Origin of the sequence: Faecalibacterium sp. AF10-46 (assembly GCF_003604105.1) — a bacterium.
Classification (GTDB): Bacteria; Bacillota; Clostridia; order Oscillospirales; family Ruminococcaceae; genus Faecalibacterium; species Faecalibacterium taiwanense.
This window is the reverse complement of sequence record NZ_QVGY01000007.1, coordinates 73,339-88,088: the sequence shown is the minus strand read 5'-3', so window position 1 is coordinate 88,088 and position 14,750 is coordinate 73,339. Positions and strand designations below refer to the sequence as shown.

General features: G+C 58.8%; 13 protein-coding genes and 1 riboswitch. Of the genes, 4 read left to right on the top strand and 9 right to left on the bottom strand.

The genetic code is table 11. From position 1 onward, the window contains the following. Position 1: 1 nt before the first annotated feature. The 3 genes from thiI to DWV57_RS09045 are packed head-to-tail and all read left to right on the top strand — an operon-like array spanning position 2 to position 3,476. The gene (thiI, locus tag DWV57_RS09055; protein WP_120020587.1) at positions 2-1,201 is read left to right on the top strand and encodes a tRNA uracil 4-sulfurtransferase ThiI; all 1,200 of its coding nucleotides are present in this window, start codon (positions 2-4) and stop codon (positions 1,199-1,201) included. Positions 1,202-1,208: 7 nt separating this feature from the next. Beyond that, on the top strand, positions 1,209-2,528 hold the full coding sequence (locus DWV57_RS09050) for a competence/damage-inducible protein A (RefSeq protein ID WP_120020586.1): 1,320 nt from the start codon (positions 1,209-1,211) through the stop codon (positions 2,526-2,528). A 33-nt stretch (positions 2,529-2,561) separates the two neighbouring features. After that, positions 2,562-3,476 carry a hypothetical protein gene (locus DWV57_RS09045; RefSeq protein ID WP_120020585.1) on the top strand — a complete coding sequence of 305 codons (915 nt, stop codon included), beginning with the start codon at positions 2,562-2,564 and terminating at the stop codon, positions 3,474-3,476. Positions 3,477-3,538: 62 nt separating this feature from the next. Here DWV57_RS09045 and DWV57_RS09040 read toward each other — a convergent pair whose 3' ends face one another. The 7 genes from DWV57_RS09040 to DWV57_RS09010 all read right to left on the bottom strand — a co-directional run bounded on the left by DWV57_RS09040 (position 3,539) and on the right by DWV57_RS09010 (position 11,837). Then, positions 3,539-4,756, bottom strand: coding sequence for a M20 family metallopeptidase (locus tag DWV57_RS09040; RefSeq protein WP_120020584.1), 1,218 nt, complete (start codon positions 4,754-4,756; stop codon positions 3,539-3,541). Positions 4,757-4,833: 77 nt separating this feature from the next. Further along, positions 4,834-7,674, bottom strand: coding sequence for a preprotein translocase subunit SecA (secA, locus tag DWV57_RS09035; RefSeq protein ID WP_120020583.1), 2,841 nt, complete (start codon positions 7,672-7,674; stop codon positions 4,834-4,836). A 396-nt stretch (positions 7,675-8,070) separates the two neighbouring features. Further along, a complete protein-coding gene (locus tag DWV57_RS09030; RefSeq protein WP_120020582.1) occupies positions 8,071-8,721 on the bottom strand; it encodes an HAD family hydrolase in 651 nt (216 codons plus the stop codon). A gap of 19 nt (positions 8,722-8,740) precedes the next feature. Continuing rightward, the gene (locus DWV57_RS09025) at positions 8,741-9,265 is read right to left on the bottom strand and encodes a QueT transporter family protein (protein ID WP_120020581.1); all 525 of its coding nucleotides are present in this window, start codon (positions 9,263-9,265) and stop codon (positions 8,741-8,743) included. A gap of 7 nt (positions 9,266-9,272) precedes the next feature. After that, a riboswitch (PreQ1-III riboswitch) is annotated at positions 9,273-9,373 on the bottom strand. A gap of 225 nt (positions 9,374-9,598) precedes the next feature. Continuing rightward, entirely contained in the window at positions 9,599-10,489 is an 891-nt protein-coding gene (locus tag DWV57_RS09020; protein ID WP_118526286.1) for a DegV family protein, read from the bottom strand. Further along, entirely contained in the window at positions 10,480-10,986 is a 507-nt protein-coding gene (locus DWV57_RS09015) for a tRNA (cytidine(34)-2'-O)-methyltransferase (protein ID WP_005944287.1), read from the bottom strand. Before DWV57_RS09015 ends, DWV57_RS09020 begins: the two co-directional genes overlap by 10 nt. Positions 10,987-11,000: 14 nt before the next feature. Beyond that, entirely contained in the window at positions 11,001-11,837 is an 837-nt protein-coding gene (locus tag DWV57_RS09010; protein ID WP_243112328.1) for a bifunctional hydroxymethylpyrimidine kinase/phosphomethylpyrimidine kinase, read from the bottom strand. 183 nt (positions 11,838-12,020) lie between these two features. Here DWV57_RS09010 and DWV57_RS09005 point away from each other — a divergent pair, with 183 nt between their 5' ends. Further along, positions 12,021-12,224 (top strand): hypothetical protein, encoded by a 204-nt coding sequence (locus tag DWV57_RS09005; protein WP_044954007.1) that lies wholly within the window; start codon positions 12,021-12,023, stop codon positions 12,222-12,224. Between the two features lie 54 nt (positions 12,225-12,278). Here the strand turns inward: DWV57_RS09005 and DWV57_RS09000 are convergent, their stop codons facing one another. Both DWV57_RS09000 and DWV57_RS08995 read right to left on the bottom strand, forming a co-directional pair. Continuing rightward, positions 12,279-12,752: a pilin gene (locus DWV57_RS09000; protein WP_120020579.1), complete on the bottom strand. Its 474-nt coding sequence runs from the start codon at positions 12,750-12,752 to the stop codon at positions 12,279-12,281. 208 nt (positions 12,753-12,960) lie between these two features. Then, complete coding sequence (locus DWV57_RS08995) at positions 12,961-14,511, bottom strand: 4Fe-4S dicluster domain-containing protein (protein ID WP_005944276.1); 1,551 nt, start codon at positions 14,509-14,511, stop codon at positions 12,961-12,963. Positions 14,512-14,750: the final 239 nt, after the last annotated feature.

The window sequence follows — 14,750 nt, the reverse complement described above, 5'->3', positions numbered from 1 at the left end:
TATGCATGAAATCATTATGGGCTATCAGGGTGAAATGTCCCTGAAAGGCCTCAACCGCAACCAGTTCGAGTCGGCGATGATGAAAATTCTGCGCTACCGGCTCAAGACCGTGGGCAAGTTCAAGGTCTACTGCACCCAGTCCACCTTTTACATGGAGCCTGAGGAAGAGGACGTGGACATGGATCTTGCCTTTGACCGGGCGAGCAAGGTGTTCGGCCTTGCGGCGCTCAGCCGCGCCGTGGTCTGCGACAAGGACTTTGACACCATCTGCCAGACCGCTGAGGATTACCTCGGTGCCAGTCTGCACGGCATCCGCACCTTCAAGGTGGAAGCCCGCCGCTCCGACAAGACCTACCCCATGACCAGCCCGGAGCTGATGCGGGAACTGGGCGCTTACCTGCTGGGCAAGCACAACTACCTCAAGGTGGATGTGCATAACCCGGATTTTAAGGTGATCGTAGAAATTCGTGATTACGGCGCGTATATTCACGGCCCGAAAATACCCGGTGAGGGCGGTCTGCCCGTGGGCACCAGCGGCCGTGCATTGAACATGCTGTCTGGCGGCATCGATAGCCCCGTGGCAGCTTACCGCATGGCAAAGCGCGGTCTGGCACTGGACCACATCCACTTTGCGTCTCCGCCGTACACTTCGGAGCGCGCAAAGCTCAAGGTGAAGGCACTGGCGCAGCTCACCAGCATCTATACGGGCAGCTCCAATCTGTTCGTCGTGCCCTACACCAAGCCGCAGGAGTACATCCGGGATAATGCTCCGGATGTGCTGTTCACGGTGCTGATGCGCCGCAGCATGATGCGCATTGCCAACGTTATTGCCAAGAAGCAGGGCTGCGAAGCCCTCATCACCGGAGAGAGTCTGGCACAGGTGGCCAGCCAGACCGTCAAGGCCCTGCAGTGCACCGATGCTGCGCAGGATCTGCCCATCCTGCGCCCGCTCATCGGCATGGACAAGACCGAGATCGTGGAGACGGCCCGTCACATCAACACCTTTGAGACCAGCATCCTGCCCTATGAGGACTGCTGCACCATCTTCACCCCGCCGCACCCGAAGATCCGCCCGGAGCTGGCCGAAATTCTGAAAGCCGAAGCCGCCATGCCCGGCCTTGCCGCGCTGGAAGCCGAAGCAGCAGAGAGCGCCGAGCGCATCCGCATCCGTATCACCGATCAGGTCGAATTTGAGGGGTAAGTCAGCCATGACAGCAGAGATCATCAGTGTGGGCACCGAGCTGCTGCTCGGCAACATTTTGAACACTAACGCCCAGTACCTCAGCCGGGAACTGGCGGCTCTGGGCATCACCGTCCAGCGCGAGAGCACCATTGGCGATAACCACGGCCGTTTGGCGGATTTCGTCAACGAAGCAAAGCAGCGGTGCGATCTGCTGGTGTTCACCGGAGGCCTTGGCCCTACTGCAGACGATCTGACCAAGGAGACGGTTGCTGGCTGCTACGGCGACATGCTGGCCTTTGACCCGGAAGAATGGCAGAAGATCGTAGATTTCTTCACGCGCACCGGGCGCAAGACTACCCCCAACAACCGCAAGCAGGCCATGGTGCCGGTGAACGGCCACAAGATCATCAATAACCACGGCACTGCCCCCGGGGCATGGTTCGAGCAGGATAGCCATTGCGCCGTGCTGATGCCCGGCGTGCCCCACGAAATGAAGGCCATGTGGGAGGAGAGCGTGCGCGGCCTGCTGCTGGCCCGCCAGAATTGCACCCTGCATTCCATAACGCTGCGGGTGCTGGGCGGCGAAAGCGATATCGAATACCGTGTGCGGCATCTGCTGGAAAACGCAAATCCCACCGCCGCAATCTACTGCAAGACCGGCGAGTGCGAGATCCGCATTACTGCCCGGGCAGAAACCGACAGTTCAGCCGAAAAAATGTGCCGCGCATACGCCACAAAGTTCTATGATCTGCTGGGTGATGCGGTGTATGATGAGGATGTGACCGGTCTGGAAGAGACTCTGGTGCACACCCTAAAGGAAAAGGGACTCACCATTGCCACGGCAGAAAGCTGCACAGGCGGCATGATCGCCCAGCGGCTGACCAATGTGTCCGGTGCAAGTGAGGTGTTCGGCTTCGGCTTTGTTACCTACTGGGAGCAGGCCAAGGCAAAGATGATCGGCGTAGACCCGGCGGTGATCGCAAAGTACAATGTGGTGTCTGCACCGGTGGCGGTACAGATGGCACTGGGCGCAGCCGAAGCTGCCGGGGCCGATATCGCTGTCAGCGTCACCGGTCTGGCAGGCCCCAACGGCGGTGATGCCGTCCGCCCAGTGGGCACGGTGTATCTGGGTGCGGCCTGCGGTGAGACCGTCTATGTAAAAAAGCTCTTCGTCTCCCGCCCCGACCGTGCGCTGGTGCGTGCCCGCGCGGCACAGGCGGCACTGGAACTGGCGCTGCGTCTGGCTCAGGGCAAAGTTCCTGCAGATACACAGGCACTGGCAAAAAGCGCCCGGCATGATGCTGCGGCTCTGACGGAACTGGACAGCACCTTCCTCAAGGGTTAATACGAGCGGCCCCGGGCCGCGGGGGTGAAGCAGTTGATACACGAAGAAAAAACGCAGACCACCTGTGTGCTGCGGTTGTTTGGCGCACCGCTGTGGGCAGTACAACAGGCAGTGCAGCAGACAGGACTTGCTGCCCAGTGCCGCAGCCGCGGTGCAGAAACACTGGCTGCGCTGCAGGCAGAAACGCCCGCGGCATTGAGCAAGGCGCGGAAAACGCTGGCAGACCGCTTTGCGGCAGAGCTGTACGGAGAAGGGGAGATGACCCTTGTTCATGCAGCGGTGCAGGCGCTGGAAACGCACCGCAGGCTGCTGGTATGCTGTGATGCGGATGCAGGCACTCTGCTGGAAGCCCGGATGGAAACGGTGGCCGGCGCAGAAAAAGTGTTTGATTTTGGAGCTATGAGCTATGCTGATGCAAAGGTGCGGGAAAAGCTGAGCGCAAAGGTCTGCCGGGTCAAGGGCGGGCCGGTGCCGGCAAAGCTTACCCGTGTGCGGGCAGCGCAGCGCCTTGTGGGTGCAGACTTTGCAGCCGGGTGTCTGGAGCGCGCCGAGGACACGGTGCTGTTTCTGGGCAGCCGGAAAGGCTGCTGGGTGCGCACGGTGGCCAATGCAGATACGCCTGCTTTGTGGCTGCTGGATATGATCCGCCGGGCGGCCTCCGGTCTGCCGCAGGCGGCGGGAACGATCTGGCAGAAGTATGGCAGGGCCATCCCGGCAGATGCCCTGACGGCGCAGCGCCTGCCGGACAAGCCGGAGCCGGATGCACCGACAGCAGCGCCGCGCAAACGGCACAGGGTGCGGAATGCCCTGATTTTTCTGCTGATTCTGGCACTGGCCGCGTTTGCCGCTGCGTGGTATTACACCGGCGGCGACCTCGCCGCCCTGCCGCAGCAGCTGCAAAGCCTTGGGGCCGACAGCCTGCCGCACTCCGGCGCAAAACTGATATAAGAATAAAAGGGAACGGTTCATCTGAATGAAGTGAACCGTTCCCTTTTATATTAAATAAAGATTTACGGATGCTCGCTCAGCCAGCGCAGGCCCATATAGGCATAGGCCGCAGAACCCGTGTACAGCACACTGTCGTCAAAGCGTACCTTGGGGTGGTGCTGGCCGTAAACATAGCCCTCCTTGGCGTTGCCGGCGGAGAGGAACATGCCCACGGTGGGCACTTCGTGGCTGACAAAGGCAAAGTCCTCGCTGCCGCCGCCGGGCTTGCCGCCGGTGAGGACGGTCATATCCATGGCACCACGGCCCAGCAGTTCAGTCATATAGGTCAGGGCATTCTTGGCAAGAGGCGTATCCACCACCATGCAGGGGCAGTGGTCGCTGAACTCCACATCAGCAGTGCAGCGATAGGCTGCCGCCACGCCCTGCGCGATCTCGGTCATGCGCTGGTGGATCTGCTCGCTCACGGCACCTTCGGGGTCTACCGTGCGGATAGTGCCCCACATATCGGCAGAATCCGGGATGACGTTGGATGCCTTGCCAGCTTCAAACCGGCCCGTGGTGAACACGCCAAACTTGGCGGGGTCCAGCTCACGGCTGTTGATCTCCTGCAGGGCAATGTGGATGTGGGCCGCTGCGGTGATGGGGTCGATGCAGGCGTTGGGCATGGAGCCATGGCCGCCCTTGCCGTGTACAGTGATGTGGTACTGCTCACAGCTTGCCATGGTGATGCCGCCGCCCGGCACCAGCACGGTGCCCACGGGCAGGGGCATCCCGGCCAGAACATGGAACATGACCGCGGCATCCACCTTCGGGTTTTCCAGCAGGCCGTTTTTCAGCATGTCCAGCGAACCCTGAAAGATCTCCTCTGCAGGCTGGAATTCCAGCTTGATGGTGCCCTCGATCTCGTCCTCGTGTTCTTTGAGCAGCTTTGCCGCACCCAGCATCATGGCGGTGTGCATATCGTGGCCGCAGCCGTGCATCTTGCCCGGCACCTCGGAAGCAAACTCTTCGCCGGATTCCTCCTGAATGGGCAAAGCATCCATGTCACCGCGCAGCAGGATGGTCTTGCCGGGGCGCTTGCCGCCCGCCAGCGCCAGCACGCCGCATTTGCCGCAGTCCTGCGGGGCATAGCCCATCTCAGTCAGGGCTTTTTTGACCAGCGCTTTTGTCTCGGGCAGGTCAAAGCCTACCTCCGGGTGGCGGTGCAGGGTGCGCCGCCATGTGCGCAGCTGGGTTTCCAGCTCCTTTGCGGATTCGAGCAGTTTTTCTGGTGTGATCATTCCAAAATCAACTCCCTCTATTTTATCAAAAACCTCCCAGACCCTGCCTTATGGCAGAGCCTGAGAGGTTTTTTTACTTAGTTTTCGTTCGTCGATGTGCCTTCCGGGTGGTACTTGGCGCAGGTGCACTTTTTCCACTTCAGGCCGCTGCCGCAGGGGCAGGGGTCGTTGCGGCCAATTTTGATGACACGCACAGGCTGGCCGTGGGGTGCACCCTTGGCACCGGGTGCACCGTTGCCGGGCACAAAGCCTTCGCCGGTGGGCTTTGCCACCTGCTCACGCTTGGGGGCAGCACCGGCCTGACGGATCTCGATGGTCAGCAGCATCTTCACACTGGACTCACGGATGGAATCCACCATCTGGTCGAACATGTCAAAGCCCTCGATGCGGTACTCCACAACGGGGTCCTTCTGGCCGTAGCCGCGCAGCGCAATGCCCTGACGCAGCTGGTCCATGTTGTCGATGTGGTCCATCCACATGCGGTCCACGCACTTGAGCAGGCAGATGCGCTCCAGCTCACGCATGATGGGAGCACCGTAGCGCTGCTCCTTGTCGGCGAGGATCTTCATGCCGCGGTCATAGAGCTGGTCGGCAATGCCCTTGCGGGAGATATCGTCAAAGTCGGCCACGGTGTAGTGGAGGTCTTCCTCGGTGGTCAGCCAGCCCAGATAGTGGCGGCGCAGGGCACCAAAGTCCCAGTCGTCCTTCACATCACCGGCCAGGAACTGGTCGCAGCTGGAATCGATGTTCTCGCGCAGCATCTTGTGCATTTCGGTGCTGATATCCTCGCCATCCAGCACCTTGCGGCGCTGACCATAGATGATCTCGCGCTGCTGGTTCATCACGTCGTCGTACTTCAGCACGTTCTTGCGGATCTCGAAGTTGCGGCCTTCCAGCTTTTTCTGGGCGCTTTCCAGCGTGTTGGTGATCATGCGGTTCTCGATGGGAGTGTCCTCATCGATCTTGAGGGTATCCATCAGGCTGGAGACGCGGTCGCCGCCAAACAGGCGCATCAGGTCATCTTCCAGGCTCAGGTAGAAGCGGGAAGCACCCGGGTCGCCCTGACGGCCGGCACGGCCGCGCAGCTGGTTGTCGATGCGGCGGCTCTCGTGGCGTTCGGTGCCGATGATGAACAGGCCGCCTGCAGCGCGCACCTGCTCAGCTTCGGCATCGATCTGGGGCTTGCACTGGGCGTACAGATCATCGAAGCGCTTGCGGGCAGCAAGGATGTTGGCATCCTCGGTATCGCCGTGGCCGTTGGCTTCGGTCAGCAGCATTTCCACTGCAGCCGGGTCGGCATCCTCGGGCTTTTCCGGGTTCAGCAGGTTTTCGCAGAAGTGTTCCTTGCGCATCTGGGCCTTGGCCATGAACTCGGCGTTGCCGCCCAGCATGATATCGGTACCACGGCCTGCCATGTTGGTGGCAATGGTAATGGCACCCTTTTTGCCGGCCTGCGCCACGATCTCGGCTTCACGCTCGTGGTTCTTTGCGTTCAGCACGTTGAAGTCGCGGGTGTATTTCTGCAGCATCTTGGCAAGGGTTTCGCTCTTTTCCACGCTGACCGTACCCACCAGCACGGGCTGGCCCTTCTGGTGGCATTCCAGCACCTGCTGGATAACGGCATTGTATTTGCCGTTGACCGTCTTGTAGATGGCATCCGGATAATCGATGCGCTGACGGGGGCGGTTGGTGGGCACCGTAACGATGTTCAGGCCGTAGATCTCGGTGAACTCGGTGGCTTCTGTCTTGGCGGTACCGGTCATACCGGACAGCTTTTTGTACATGCGGAAGTAGTTCTGGAAGGTGATGGTAGCCAGCGTTTTGCTCTCGGCGGCGATTTTCACGCCCTCCTTGGCTTCGATGGCCTGATGCAGGCCTTCGTTGTAGCGGCGGCCGATCATCAGACGGCCGGTGAACTCGTCCACGATGATGACCTGACCATCCTTGACCACGTAATCGATGTCCCGCTGCATCACGCCGTAAGCCTTGATGGCCTGATCGATGTGATGGGCAAGGGTCATGTTCTCGGCGGCGGCAAGGTTTTCGACCTTGAAGTAGGCTTCCGCTTTCTTGATGCCGCTGGCAGTCAGGGTACAGGTCTTGTGCTTTTCGTCCACGACGTAATCACCGTCGGTCTGCTCGTCGGTAGAGACCTTATCTTCCAGCTCTACCACCACGCTCTTGCGCAAGGTGCGCACAAAGCGGTCCACCTGTGTGTACAGGCTGGAGGAATCCTCGCCGCGGCCGGAAATGATCAGGGGCGTGCGGGCTTCATCGATCAGGATGGAGTCCACTTCATCGACGATGGCATAGGCATGGCCGCGCTGCACCATGTTGGCCTTATAGGTCACCATGTTGTCGCGCAGGTAGTCGAAGCCAAACTCGTTGTTGGTGCCGTAGGTGATGTCGGCAGCATAGGCGGCGCGGCGTGCATCGCCGTCCATGCCCTGTGCGATCAGGCCGACAGAAAGGCCCAGCCAGCGGTAGAGCTTGCCCATCCACTCGCTGTCGCGCTTGGCAAGGTAATCGTTGACGGTGACAACATGCACGCCCTCACCGGTGAGGGCATTCAGGTAGGCGGGCAGGGTAGCCACAAGAGTCTTGCCTTCACCGGTCTGCATCTCGGAAATATCGCCGCGGTGCAGGGCAATGCCGCCGATGACCTGCACAGGGAAGTGCTTCATGCCCAGCACGCGCCATGCGGCTTCGCGGCAGACGGCAAAGGCATCGGGCAGGATATCATCGGTGGTCTTGCCGTCGGCCAGCTGCTGCTTGAACACAGCGGTCTGTGCCTGCAGGTCGGCATCCGGCATGGCGGCATATTTTTCTTCCAGAGCCAGCACCTGCTTGGCAATGGGGTTGATCTTTTTCAGCTCTCGGTCCGAGAAGCTGCCAAAGAGTTTTTCAACAAGGGACATTGGTAACACCTCATAGATCAAATTCGGGAAAATGCTTCCCGGAGATAGACATAAATACACACATATATGATACACCAAAGCGGCAGACGCGTCAAACCTGCAAGGTTATTTTAGCCGGTTTTTGAATGAATTTTCTGTAAATTTGCGCTGGAAGAGGGTTCATAAAAGGAAAAGATATGTGGTGGAGGCGAACAGCCTCGCCCTCTCTGTCTGCTCCCGCTGGTCGCATCCACCTCCCCCAAAGTGGGAGGCCTTGGCAATCCACGCAAAGTTTCCGGTTTCGCCAGAGGCTCCCCCTTTGGGGGAGCTGGCGAGCGAATGCGAGACTGAGAGGGCGAGCCAGCTAAAACAAAAACCACCTCTGATTTTTGCAAATCAGAAGTGGTCAGATGTACATTATAAGGTTTCCAGCAGCTGCGGCAGCTGTGCCAGATCGTCGATGACATTCGGGCACACAGCCTCGAGCCGCGCGCGGGACTGGTGGCCGCCGGTGTAGAGCACGCATTTTGTGCCAAGGGCCTTTGCAACTTCGGCATCGTGCTGGGTGTCGCCCACCATCACGCAGGCAGCAGGGGCGATGCCGCTTTGTGCAAGCCACTGTTTGCCCACCTGCACTTTGCTTACGCCATAGATGTCTGCAAGGCCGAGCAACTCAGTAAAATAGGCCTGCAGGCCCCGTGCGGCTACCTGCTCGATCAGGTAGTCCCGGCGGGAGGCGGAAAGCACGCTCTGCCGCCAGCCCCGGCGCGAAAGTTCGGCCAGCGTTTCGGCAGAGTGTGCAGAGGGGGGACAGGCATCCACACCTGCGTTATAATGTTCCATAAAGCGCTCGGCCAGCTCTGCATAAGGGTGCTTTGCAAAGTTGAAACCGGCGCGGGTGTAGTATTCCTCAATGGGAAAACCGAAAATTTCCCGGTAAGCGGCAAGATCGTACCGCTGCGGATAACCGTGGGTCTCCAGCATCCAGTTGAGACAGCTGTGGGTGAAATCAACATCATCCATCAAAGTGCCGTTCCAGTCCCAGAAGATCATTCCGTTTGCCTGCATGGAAACCTCCTTGCGGTCATTAAGCTGCAAAAATTTTGCGCAGGGCCTTGCTGCTCTCGATGACCTTCACCAGCAGCACACCCAGAACGGTGCAGCTGATGAGCTCGCCGATCCCTACGGAGATGCCGTTGGTGATGCAGGCCAGCCAGATGGGAGCGCTGGAGGTGGGGTCCGGGAACATGACGGCAATCTCAATGCCGATGATCACGGCATTGAACAGCACCGGCGGCAGGGAAGCCGCCACAGCCAGACCCTTGAAGCGGATGTTCCGCAGCTTGTAGGTGACAAGGCAGGCCAGCAGGGTGGCAAGGGTGCCAAAGATGACATCCACGATGGTGGAGCCCAGCAGGTTTGCCAAAAAGCAGCCCAGTACCACACCGGCAATGTACTCGGCACCGAACACCGGCAGCAGGCAGAGCGCCTCAGCCACACGCACCTGTACCGCACCATAGGAGAGCGGCTGCAGAGCCATGCAGAGAACAACATAAATGGCTGCGACCACGCCGCAGCGCACCAGTTTACGGACGGAAGAATTCTGATTCATGATAATACTCCAGCGGGATGATTTTGACCGCACAGGGCCGCCAGCCCCTGTGGGTTTGGCCCGGCATGGTTCGAGACACGCCGGGGAGCCTAAAATCCTAAGTTGCTCTGAAAGGATGCCGCACAAAAAGCACAGCAAAAGGCAGTATAGCATAATTTTTGGCAGATTGCAACGAATTTTCGCAGAATCAGGTACAGATGCAGTTTTTGGTTTGGACCCTTCCGGTGAAAAAAGAGGTTCCGAAAAGCCCGCAGGCTTTTCGGAACCTCAAAATAAAAATAAAATTACCGCTGAAATAGCCAGAGCGAAAGCGGAGGCTATTAAAATCGTGTGTTACCCTCTGGGGTGTCCGGTGTATACCAGAGCCACCGTGTCGGGGCCGGTGTTTGCGGAAACGACACCGCCCAGCTCAAACACCAGCAGCGGCGGCTTGCCAAAGGCCTTGCGGCAGGCCTTTTCCAGATCCGCTGCCTGCGGGATGTTGGTGTGGCCGATCATATAATCAAAGTTCTCCACGCCTTCGCTGCGCTGTTTGCACAGCTCCACCATGGCGGGCACCACCTTGTCATCGCCGCGTACCTTGGCTTCCACCTTGGTTTTGCCGTCGATCAGGGTGATGATGGGACGAATGCCCATCAGCTCGCCCATAACAGCAGCAGCGGCAGAGATGCGTCCGCTCTTTTTCATCTGCTTCAGGCTGTAGGGGCCCAGAACGATCTCCATGCAGTCCATCTGCTTTTCAAACTCCCGGATCACATGGCTGATCTCTGCACCGTTCTTCAGCTTGCGGGCCATTTCGCACAGATACCAGCCGAACACCATGGAATAGGTGTGGGGGTCCAGCAGATGAATCTTCAAGTGGTGCTCCGGGCGCTCTTCCCGCAGCATCCCCTGTGCCATGAGGGCGTTATTGTAGGTGGAAGAGCCGGATTTGTTGATGGGTACATGAATGACATCGGTATAGCCCTCGTCCACGTACTGGCAGTATTTTTCACAGAACTGGATGGGGGTGATGGCGGCAGTGGAGGGCACGCCCTTAGCGGCACGCATTTTATCGTAAAATTCGGTGTTGGTGCAGCTTTCACGCTCCACATAGTCCACATCGTCCAGCAGGATGTGGAAGCTCATGATGTCGATGCCGTATTTCTCGGCCATCTCCTGTGGGATATCGCAGGAGGAATCGGTCAGGATCGCAATCTTGCTCATAATGTCCCTCATTTCCATTCGTAGTCTCGTAAGTGTCCGTGGTCCAAAAGCTCCGGAAAGTCCCACTGGCGCAGCACTTCATACACGCCCACGGCCACGCTGTTGGAAAGGTTCAGGCTGCGGCAGGTGTCGCGCATGGGCATTCGGATGCAGTGCTCCTGATTGGCGGCAAGCAAGGCTTCGGGCAGGCCGGCATCCTCGCGTCCGAACACGAGGTATGCACCGTCCGGGTAGCTCACATCGGTGTAGCGCTGCGGTGCCTTGGTGGTAAAATAGTAATAGGGGCCGCTGTTTTTGGCAAAGAACTCGTCCAGACTGTCGTAATAGCTGATGTCGAGGTAGTGCCAGTAATCCAGACCCGCATGCTTGAGCTTTTTATCATCGATGGCAAAGCCCATGGGGCCTACCAGATGCAGCCGACAGGCCGTGCAGGCACAGGTGCGGGCCACATTGCCGGTGTTCTGCGGGATGCGCGGCTCCACCAGAACGATGTTCAAGGTTGGCTTTTCGTTCATCGGTGTACCTCCCCTTATTCTGCCGAGCTTGCCGGGCACAGGCGCGGCAGAAGCGGCTCGAACCAGACCCCGTAGCGGGTATCCTGCACGGCGGGCGTGTTCTGGATGGAAAGCGCCACGAACTCGGCAGCGTTGTCGGCGGCGGCACTCAGGGCGTTGCCCTGCAGCAGCGAGCCGATGAGCACCGCACCGTACAGGTCGCCGGTGCCGGGAAAGCTGCGGCTGATGTGCAGCTTTTTGATGAGGAAGCGGTCTTTTCCGCTGCCTGCACAGCCGATGTATTTGCCCAGCGGCAGGCCGGTGACGACAGCCCCGGGGGCCAGAGCGGTCAGCTCGTCAGCCAGAGCCTGTGCGGCTTCATCGGTGAGCAGCTCGGTCTGCGGCTGGCGCTGCAGCAGGATCTGTGCCTCGGTGTAGTTGGGCAGGATCAGATCGGCAGCACCGCACAGTGCACGGATGCGGTCGATCAAAGCAGGCGTTACGGTGGAGTAAGCCTTGCCGTTGTCGCCCATGACCGGGTCAACGATCTTTTTGGCTGCGGGCCAGAGGGCAAAGGCTTTTTCAGCCAGTGCCACCTGATCCTCACCGCCCAGATAGCCGGTATAGATGCAGTCAAACTCCACGCCGAGCGCATGGTAATGCTCCAGCGCCTGTTCGCCGTAGGCGCAGCCGTCCAGCCGTGCAGGTGTGCCAAGCCCGCCTGTGTGGGTGGAAAGCACCACCGTGGGCAGGGCTACCGGCTGCACGCCCATGACCGACAGCACCGGCAGGATCACTGCAAGGCTGCAGCGGCCCATGCCGGAAAGATCGTGGATGCAAAGGACTTTTTTGGGTTCAACAGGGTGTATCAAATAAGGAACCTCCTTACCAGTATGCGGAATGAGCAGTGCGCTTTTTAGCCGGGCACACCCGCCCATTAAAACATCGTAGAACAGTATACCACAAACTTCTGCATAAAAAAAGCGGATACCAGATAGTTTACAGGAAATAATAACACCGGAGACCGGATCTTTTTCACCGAAAGGAGTTTTACTATGAAACATGAATCAACCAGTTCTTCCGGAATGCTGCTTGGCATGGCCGCGGGGGCGGCACTGGGTGCCGTGGGCGTGATGGCCGCCACCCAGAACCAGCGCCAGCTGCGCCGCACCACCCGCAAGGTGATGAAGGGTGCCGAGAACGCTGTGCTGCAGCTGGACAAAATGGTTGGCGACTTTGTGGAAAAGCACATGGAGTGATAAAAGCAAAGAACGGCGTTCCGGTGAGGAACGCCGTTCTTTGCTTGAAAAAGCTTACTTGTTCCAGATGCACATGCGGGCCGTGGTGTTGATCTCGCCCAGCACGCTCAGATCCATCTGAATGTTGCAGGTAACGGTGAGTGCCTTGTTCACATCGCTGCCGGTCAGCACCGAGGCGGGCATGTTCTTAATGGTGAGCACGCCGGTGCCTTTGGCAACATCGCCGGAGACGGTGCCGGTATAGGTCACATCACCAATGGTCAGGCCGGACAGATAGCCGGTGACACCCATCTTGCTTACCTGCTGGATGGGCAGGGTGAGCGTGTAGGTGCCGTTGGACTGGCGGGTGAGGGTGACATCACGGCTGGCATCGATGCCGGTGTTGGCCATGGATTCCTTATCGGATCTTTCTTTCCAGAATTTAATGCCTACGTTCAGGCTGGAAGCAGCGCTTGCACCAAAGGTGAACATGCACAGCAGCAGCACTGAGAGCAGGGCGGCGCTTACGCGCTTATAAGTGTTCGTCATGAATGATCTGCCTTTCCTGCCACAGAGGCGGCGTTGAACAATTGCGGTAATACCGGTTTGTCAATGCTAAAATAGCATGGCTGTGCAAAATTGTCAATCCGCTTCGTGAAGCTTTCACAGAAATGTTGCACATTGATAAAATATAGTGGGCGAAGATGACGAAGAACCGCCCCTCCGGCAGGAGAAGCGGTTCTTGAAAAATCAGCGCTTAAAGTTCAAAGTCGGGGTCGTCCTTCAGCACATGGATCTCGCTCATAAAGGGGCTCTGCTCCGGGTCGGCGAAGGGAGCTTCCTTGACGTACTTGTTCAGCTGGATGGCCGTGCGTGCGGGGTCGGCAATGGTGCCTGCGCCGCCGATGCAGCCGCCCGGGCAGCCCATGCCTTCCAGCAGGTAGCCGTTGTACTTGCCGGCCTTGGCCAGCATGAGCAGCTTCTTGCACTCGGCAAGGCCCTGTGCGGATGCGATCTTGACATCCATATCCGGGTGCCATTCCTTGATCTTATCGGCAACAGCCTTGGCAACGCCGCCGGACTGTGCAAAGCCGCGGCCTGCTGCGGATGCAGCGTGCAGAGCTTCGGCCTCGTCCACTTCCAGCAGGCTGGTGTCCACATCCTTGGCCTCGATGATACCGGCCAGCTCTTCAAAGGTGAGCACGAAGTCCACATCGGAGCGGACGGTGCGGCGGGAAGCTTCCAGCTTCTTTGCGGCGCAGGGTCCAATGAAGCACATACGGGCCTCGGGGTCCTTCTGCTTCATCATGCGGGCGGTGAACACCATGGGGGTCATGGTCATGGAGATATTCTTGGCAAGATCCGGGAAAGCGGTCTTTGCCATCATGCTCCATGCCGGGCAGCAGGAAGTTGCCATGAAGTTGAGCTTTCCGGGCACTTCCTCCAGGAAGTCGTGTGCTTCGTCCACGGTGCACAGGTCGGCACCAATGGCAACCTCCACCACATCGTAGAAGCCGACGGCCTTCAGGGCAGCCTTGAGCTTGCCGGTGGAAGCCAGACCCGGGAACTGGTTGATGAAGGCGGGAGCCACCAGCGCGTAGATGCGGTCGCCGCGGTTGAAGCCCTGGATCAGCTGATAGATCTGGCCCTTGTCGGCAATGGCACCGAAGGGACAGTTGACCAGACACTGGCCGCAGGAAACGCACTTGCTGTAATCGATCTCGGCACGGCCCAGCTCATCGGAGTGGATAGCACCCATGCCGCAGGCTGCAGCGCAGGGACGCTCGGTCTTGACGATGGCGTTGTAGGGGCACACGCCGACGCAGCGGCCGCACTTGATGCACTTGTCCTGATCGATGATGGAACGGCCGCTCTCCCATGTGATGGCCTTCTTGGGGCACACTTCCATACAGGGGTGGGCAAGACAGCCCTGACACAGGTCGGAGACCTTGACCAGCTTTTCCGGGCAGCGGTTGCAGGCAAACTTGATCACGTTCACCAGCGGGGGATCATAATACTTATCGGCGATGGAAGCATCCTCCAGACCGGAGACGACGCTGTTGTGCTCGTCCATGCGGCGGGTGGGCAGGCCCATGGCCAGACGCACACGCTCCTCAACGATGGCGCGCTCCAGGAAGATGTCCTTGCGCAGCTTGCCTTCCTCGCCGGGGATGATGGTGTAGGGGATCTTGCGCATCAGGTGGTTGGCCTGCTCGCCCTTGACGTTGGCGTAAGCCATGCGTGCCACCTCGGTGAACACCTGACGGCGGATCTGGATGACCGTGGTATTGATTCCTCTGAAACTCATTCCAATTCTCTCCTTGCTTTGCTAAAAACAAACGGGCTGCACCCGGCTGCCGACAGCGTTCTGCCGCGCAGGGCGGGCGCGTTACAGGGCACATTGGTAACGCACTGCTGCAAACAGCGCTGTGCCCGGGATGATCCACTTTCATTTTAGCATAAAGCGTGCCGGATGAAAAGGGATAAAACGCAAAATTTGTTAAAAATTTGTTGTATTCGTCCTCGTGTACAGAATCAACAGTTTTA

Coding starts and splice junctions, on each gene's coding strand:
- DWV57_RS09030 (WP_120020582.1), bottom strand. CDS start 8,721: ATGCAGGCAAACGGAATGATCTTCTGGGACTGGAACGGCACTTTGATG.
- thiI (WP_120020587.1), top strand. CDS start 2: ATGCATGAAATCATTATGGGCTATCAGGGTGAAATGTCCCTGAAAGGC.
- DWV57_RS09025 (WP_120020581.1), bottom strand. CDS start 9,265: ATGAATCAGAATTCTTCCGTCCGTAAACTGGTGCGCTGCGGCGTGGTC.
- DWV57_RS09040 (WP_120020584.1), bottom strand. CDS start 4,756: ATGATCACACCAGAAAAACTGCTCGAATCCGCAAAGGAGCTGGAAACC.
- DWV57_RS09050 (WP_120020586.1), top strand. CDS start 1,209: ATGACAGCAGAGATCATCAGTGTGGGCACCGAGCTGCTGCTCGGCAAC.
- DWV57_RS09015 (WP_005944287.1), bottom strand. CDS start 10,986: ATGAACGAAAAGCCAACCTTGAACATCGTTCTGGTGGAGCCGCGCATC.
- DWV57_RS08995 (WP_005944276.1), bottom strand. CDS start 14,511: ATGAGTTTCAGAGGAATCAATACCACGGTCATCCAGATCCGCCGTCAG.
- DWV57_RS09000 (WP_120020579.1), bottom strand. CDS start 12,752: ATGACGAACACTTATAAGCGCGTAAGCGCCGCCCTGCTCTCAGTGCTG.
- DWV57_RS09020 (WP_118526286.1), bottom strand. CDS start 10,489: ATGGAAATGAGGGACATTATGAGCAAGATTGCGATCCTGACCGATTCC.
- secA (WP_120020583.1), bottom strand. CDS start 7,674: ATGTCCCTTGTTGAAAAACTCTTTGGCAGCTTCTCGGACCGAGAGCTG.
- DWV57_RS09005 (WP_044954007.1), top strand. CDS start 12,021: ATGAAACATGAATCAACCAGTTCTTCCGGAATGCTGCTTGGCATGGCC.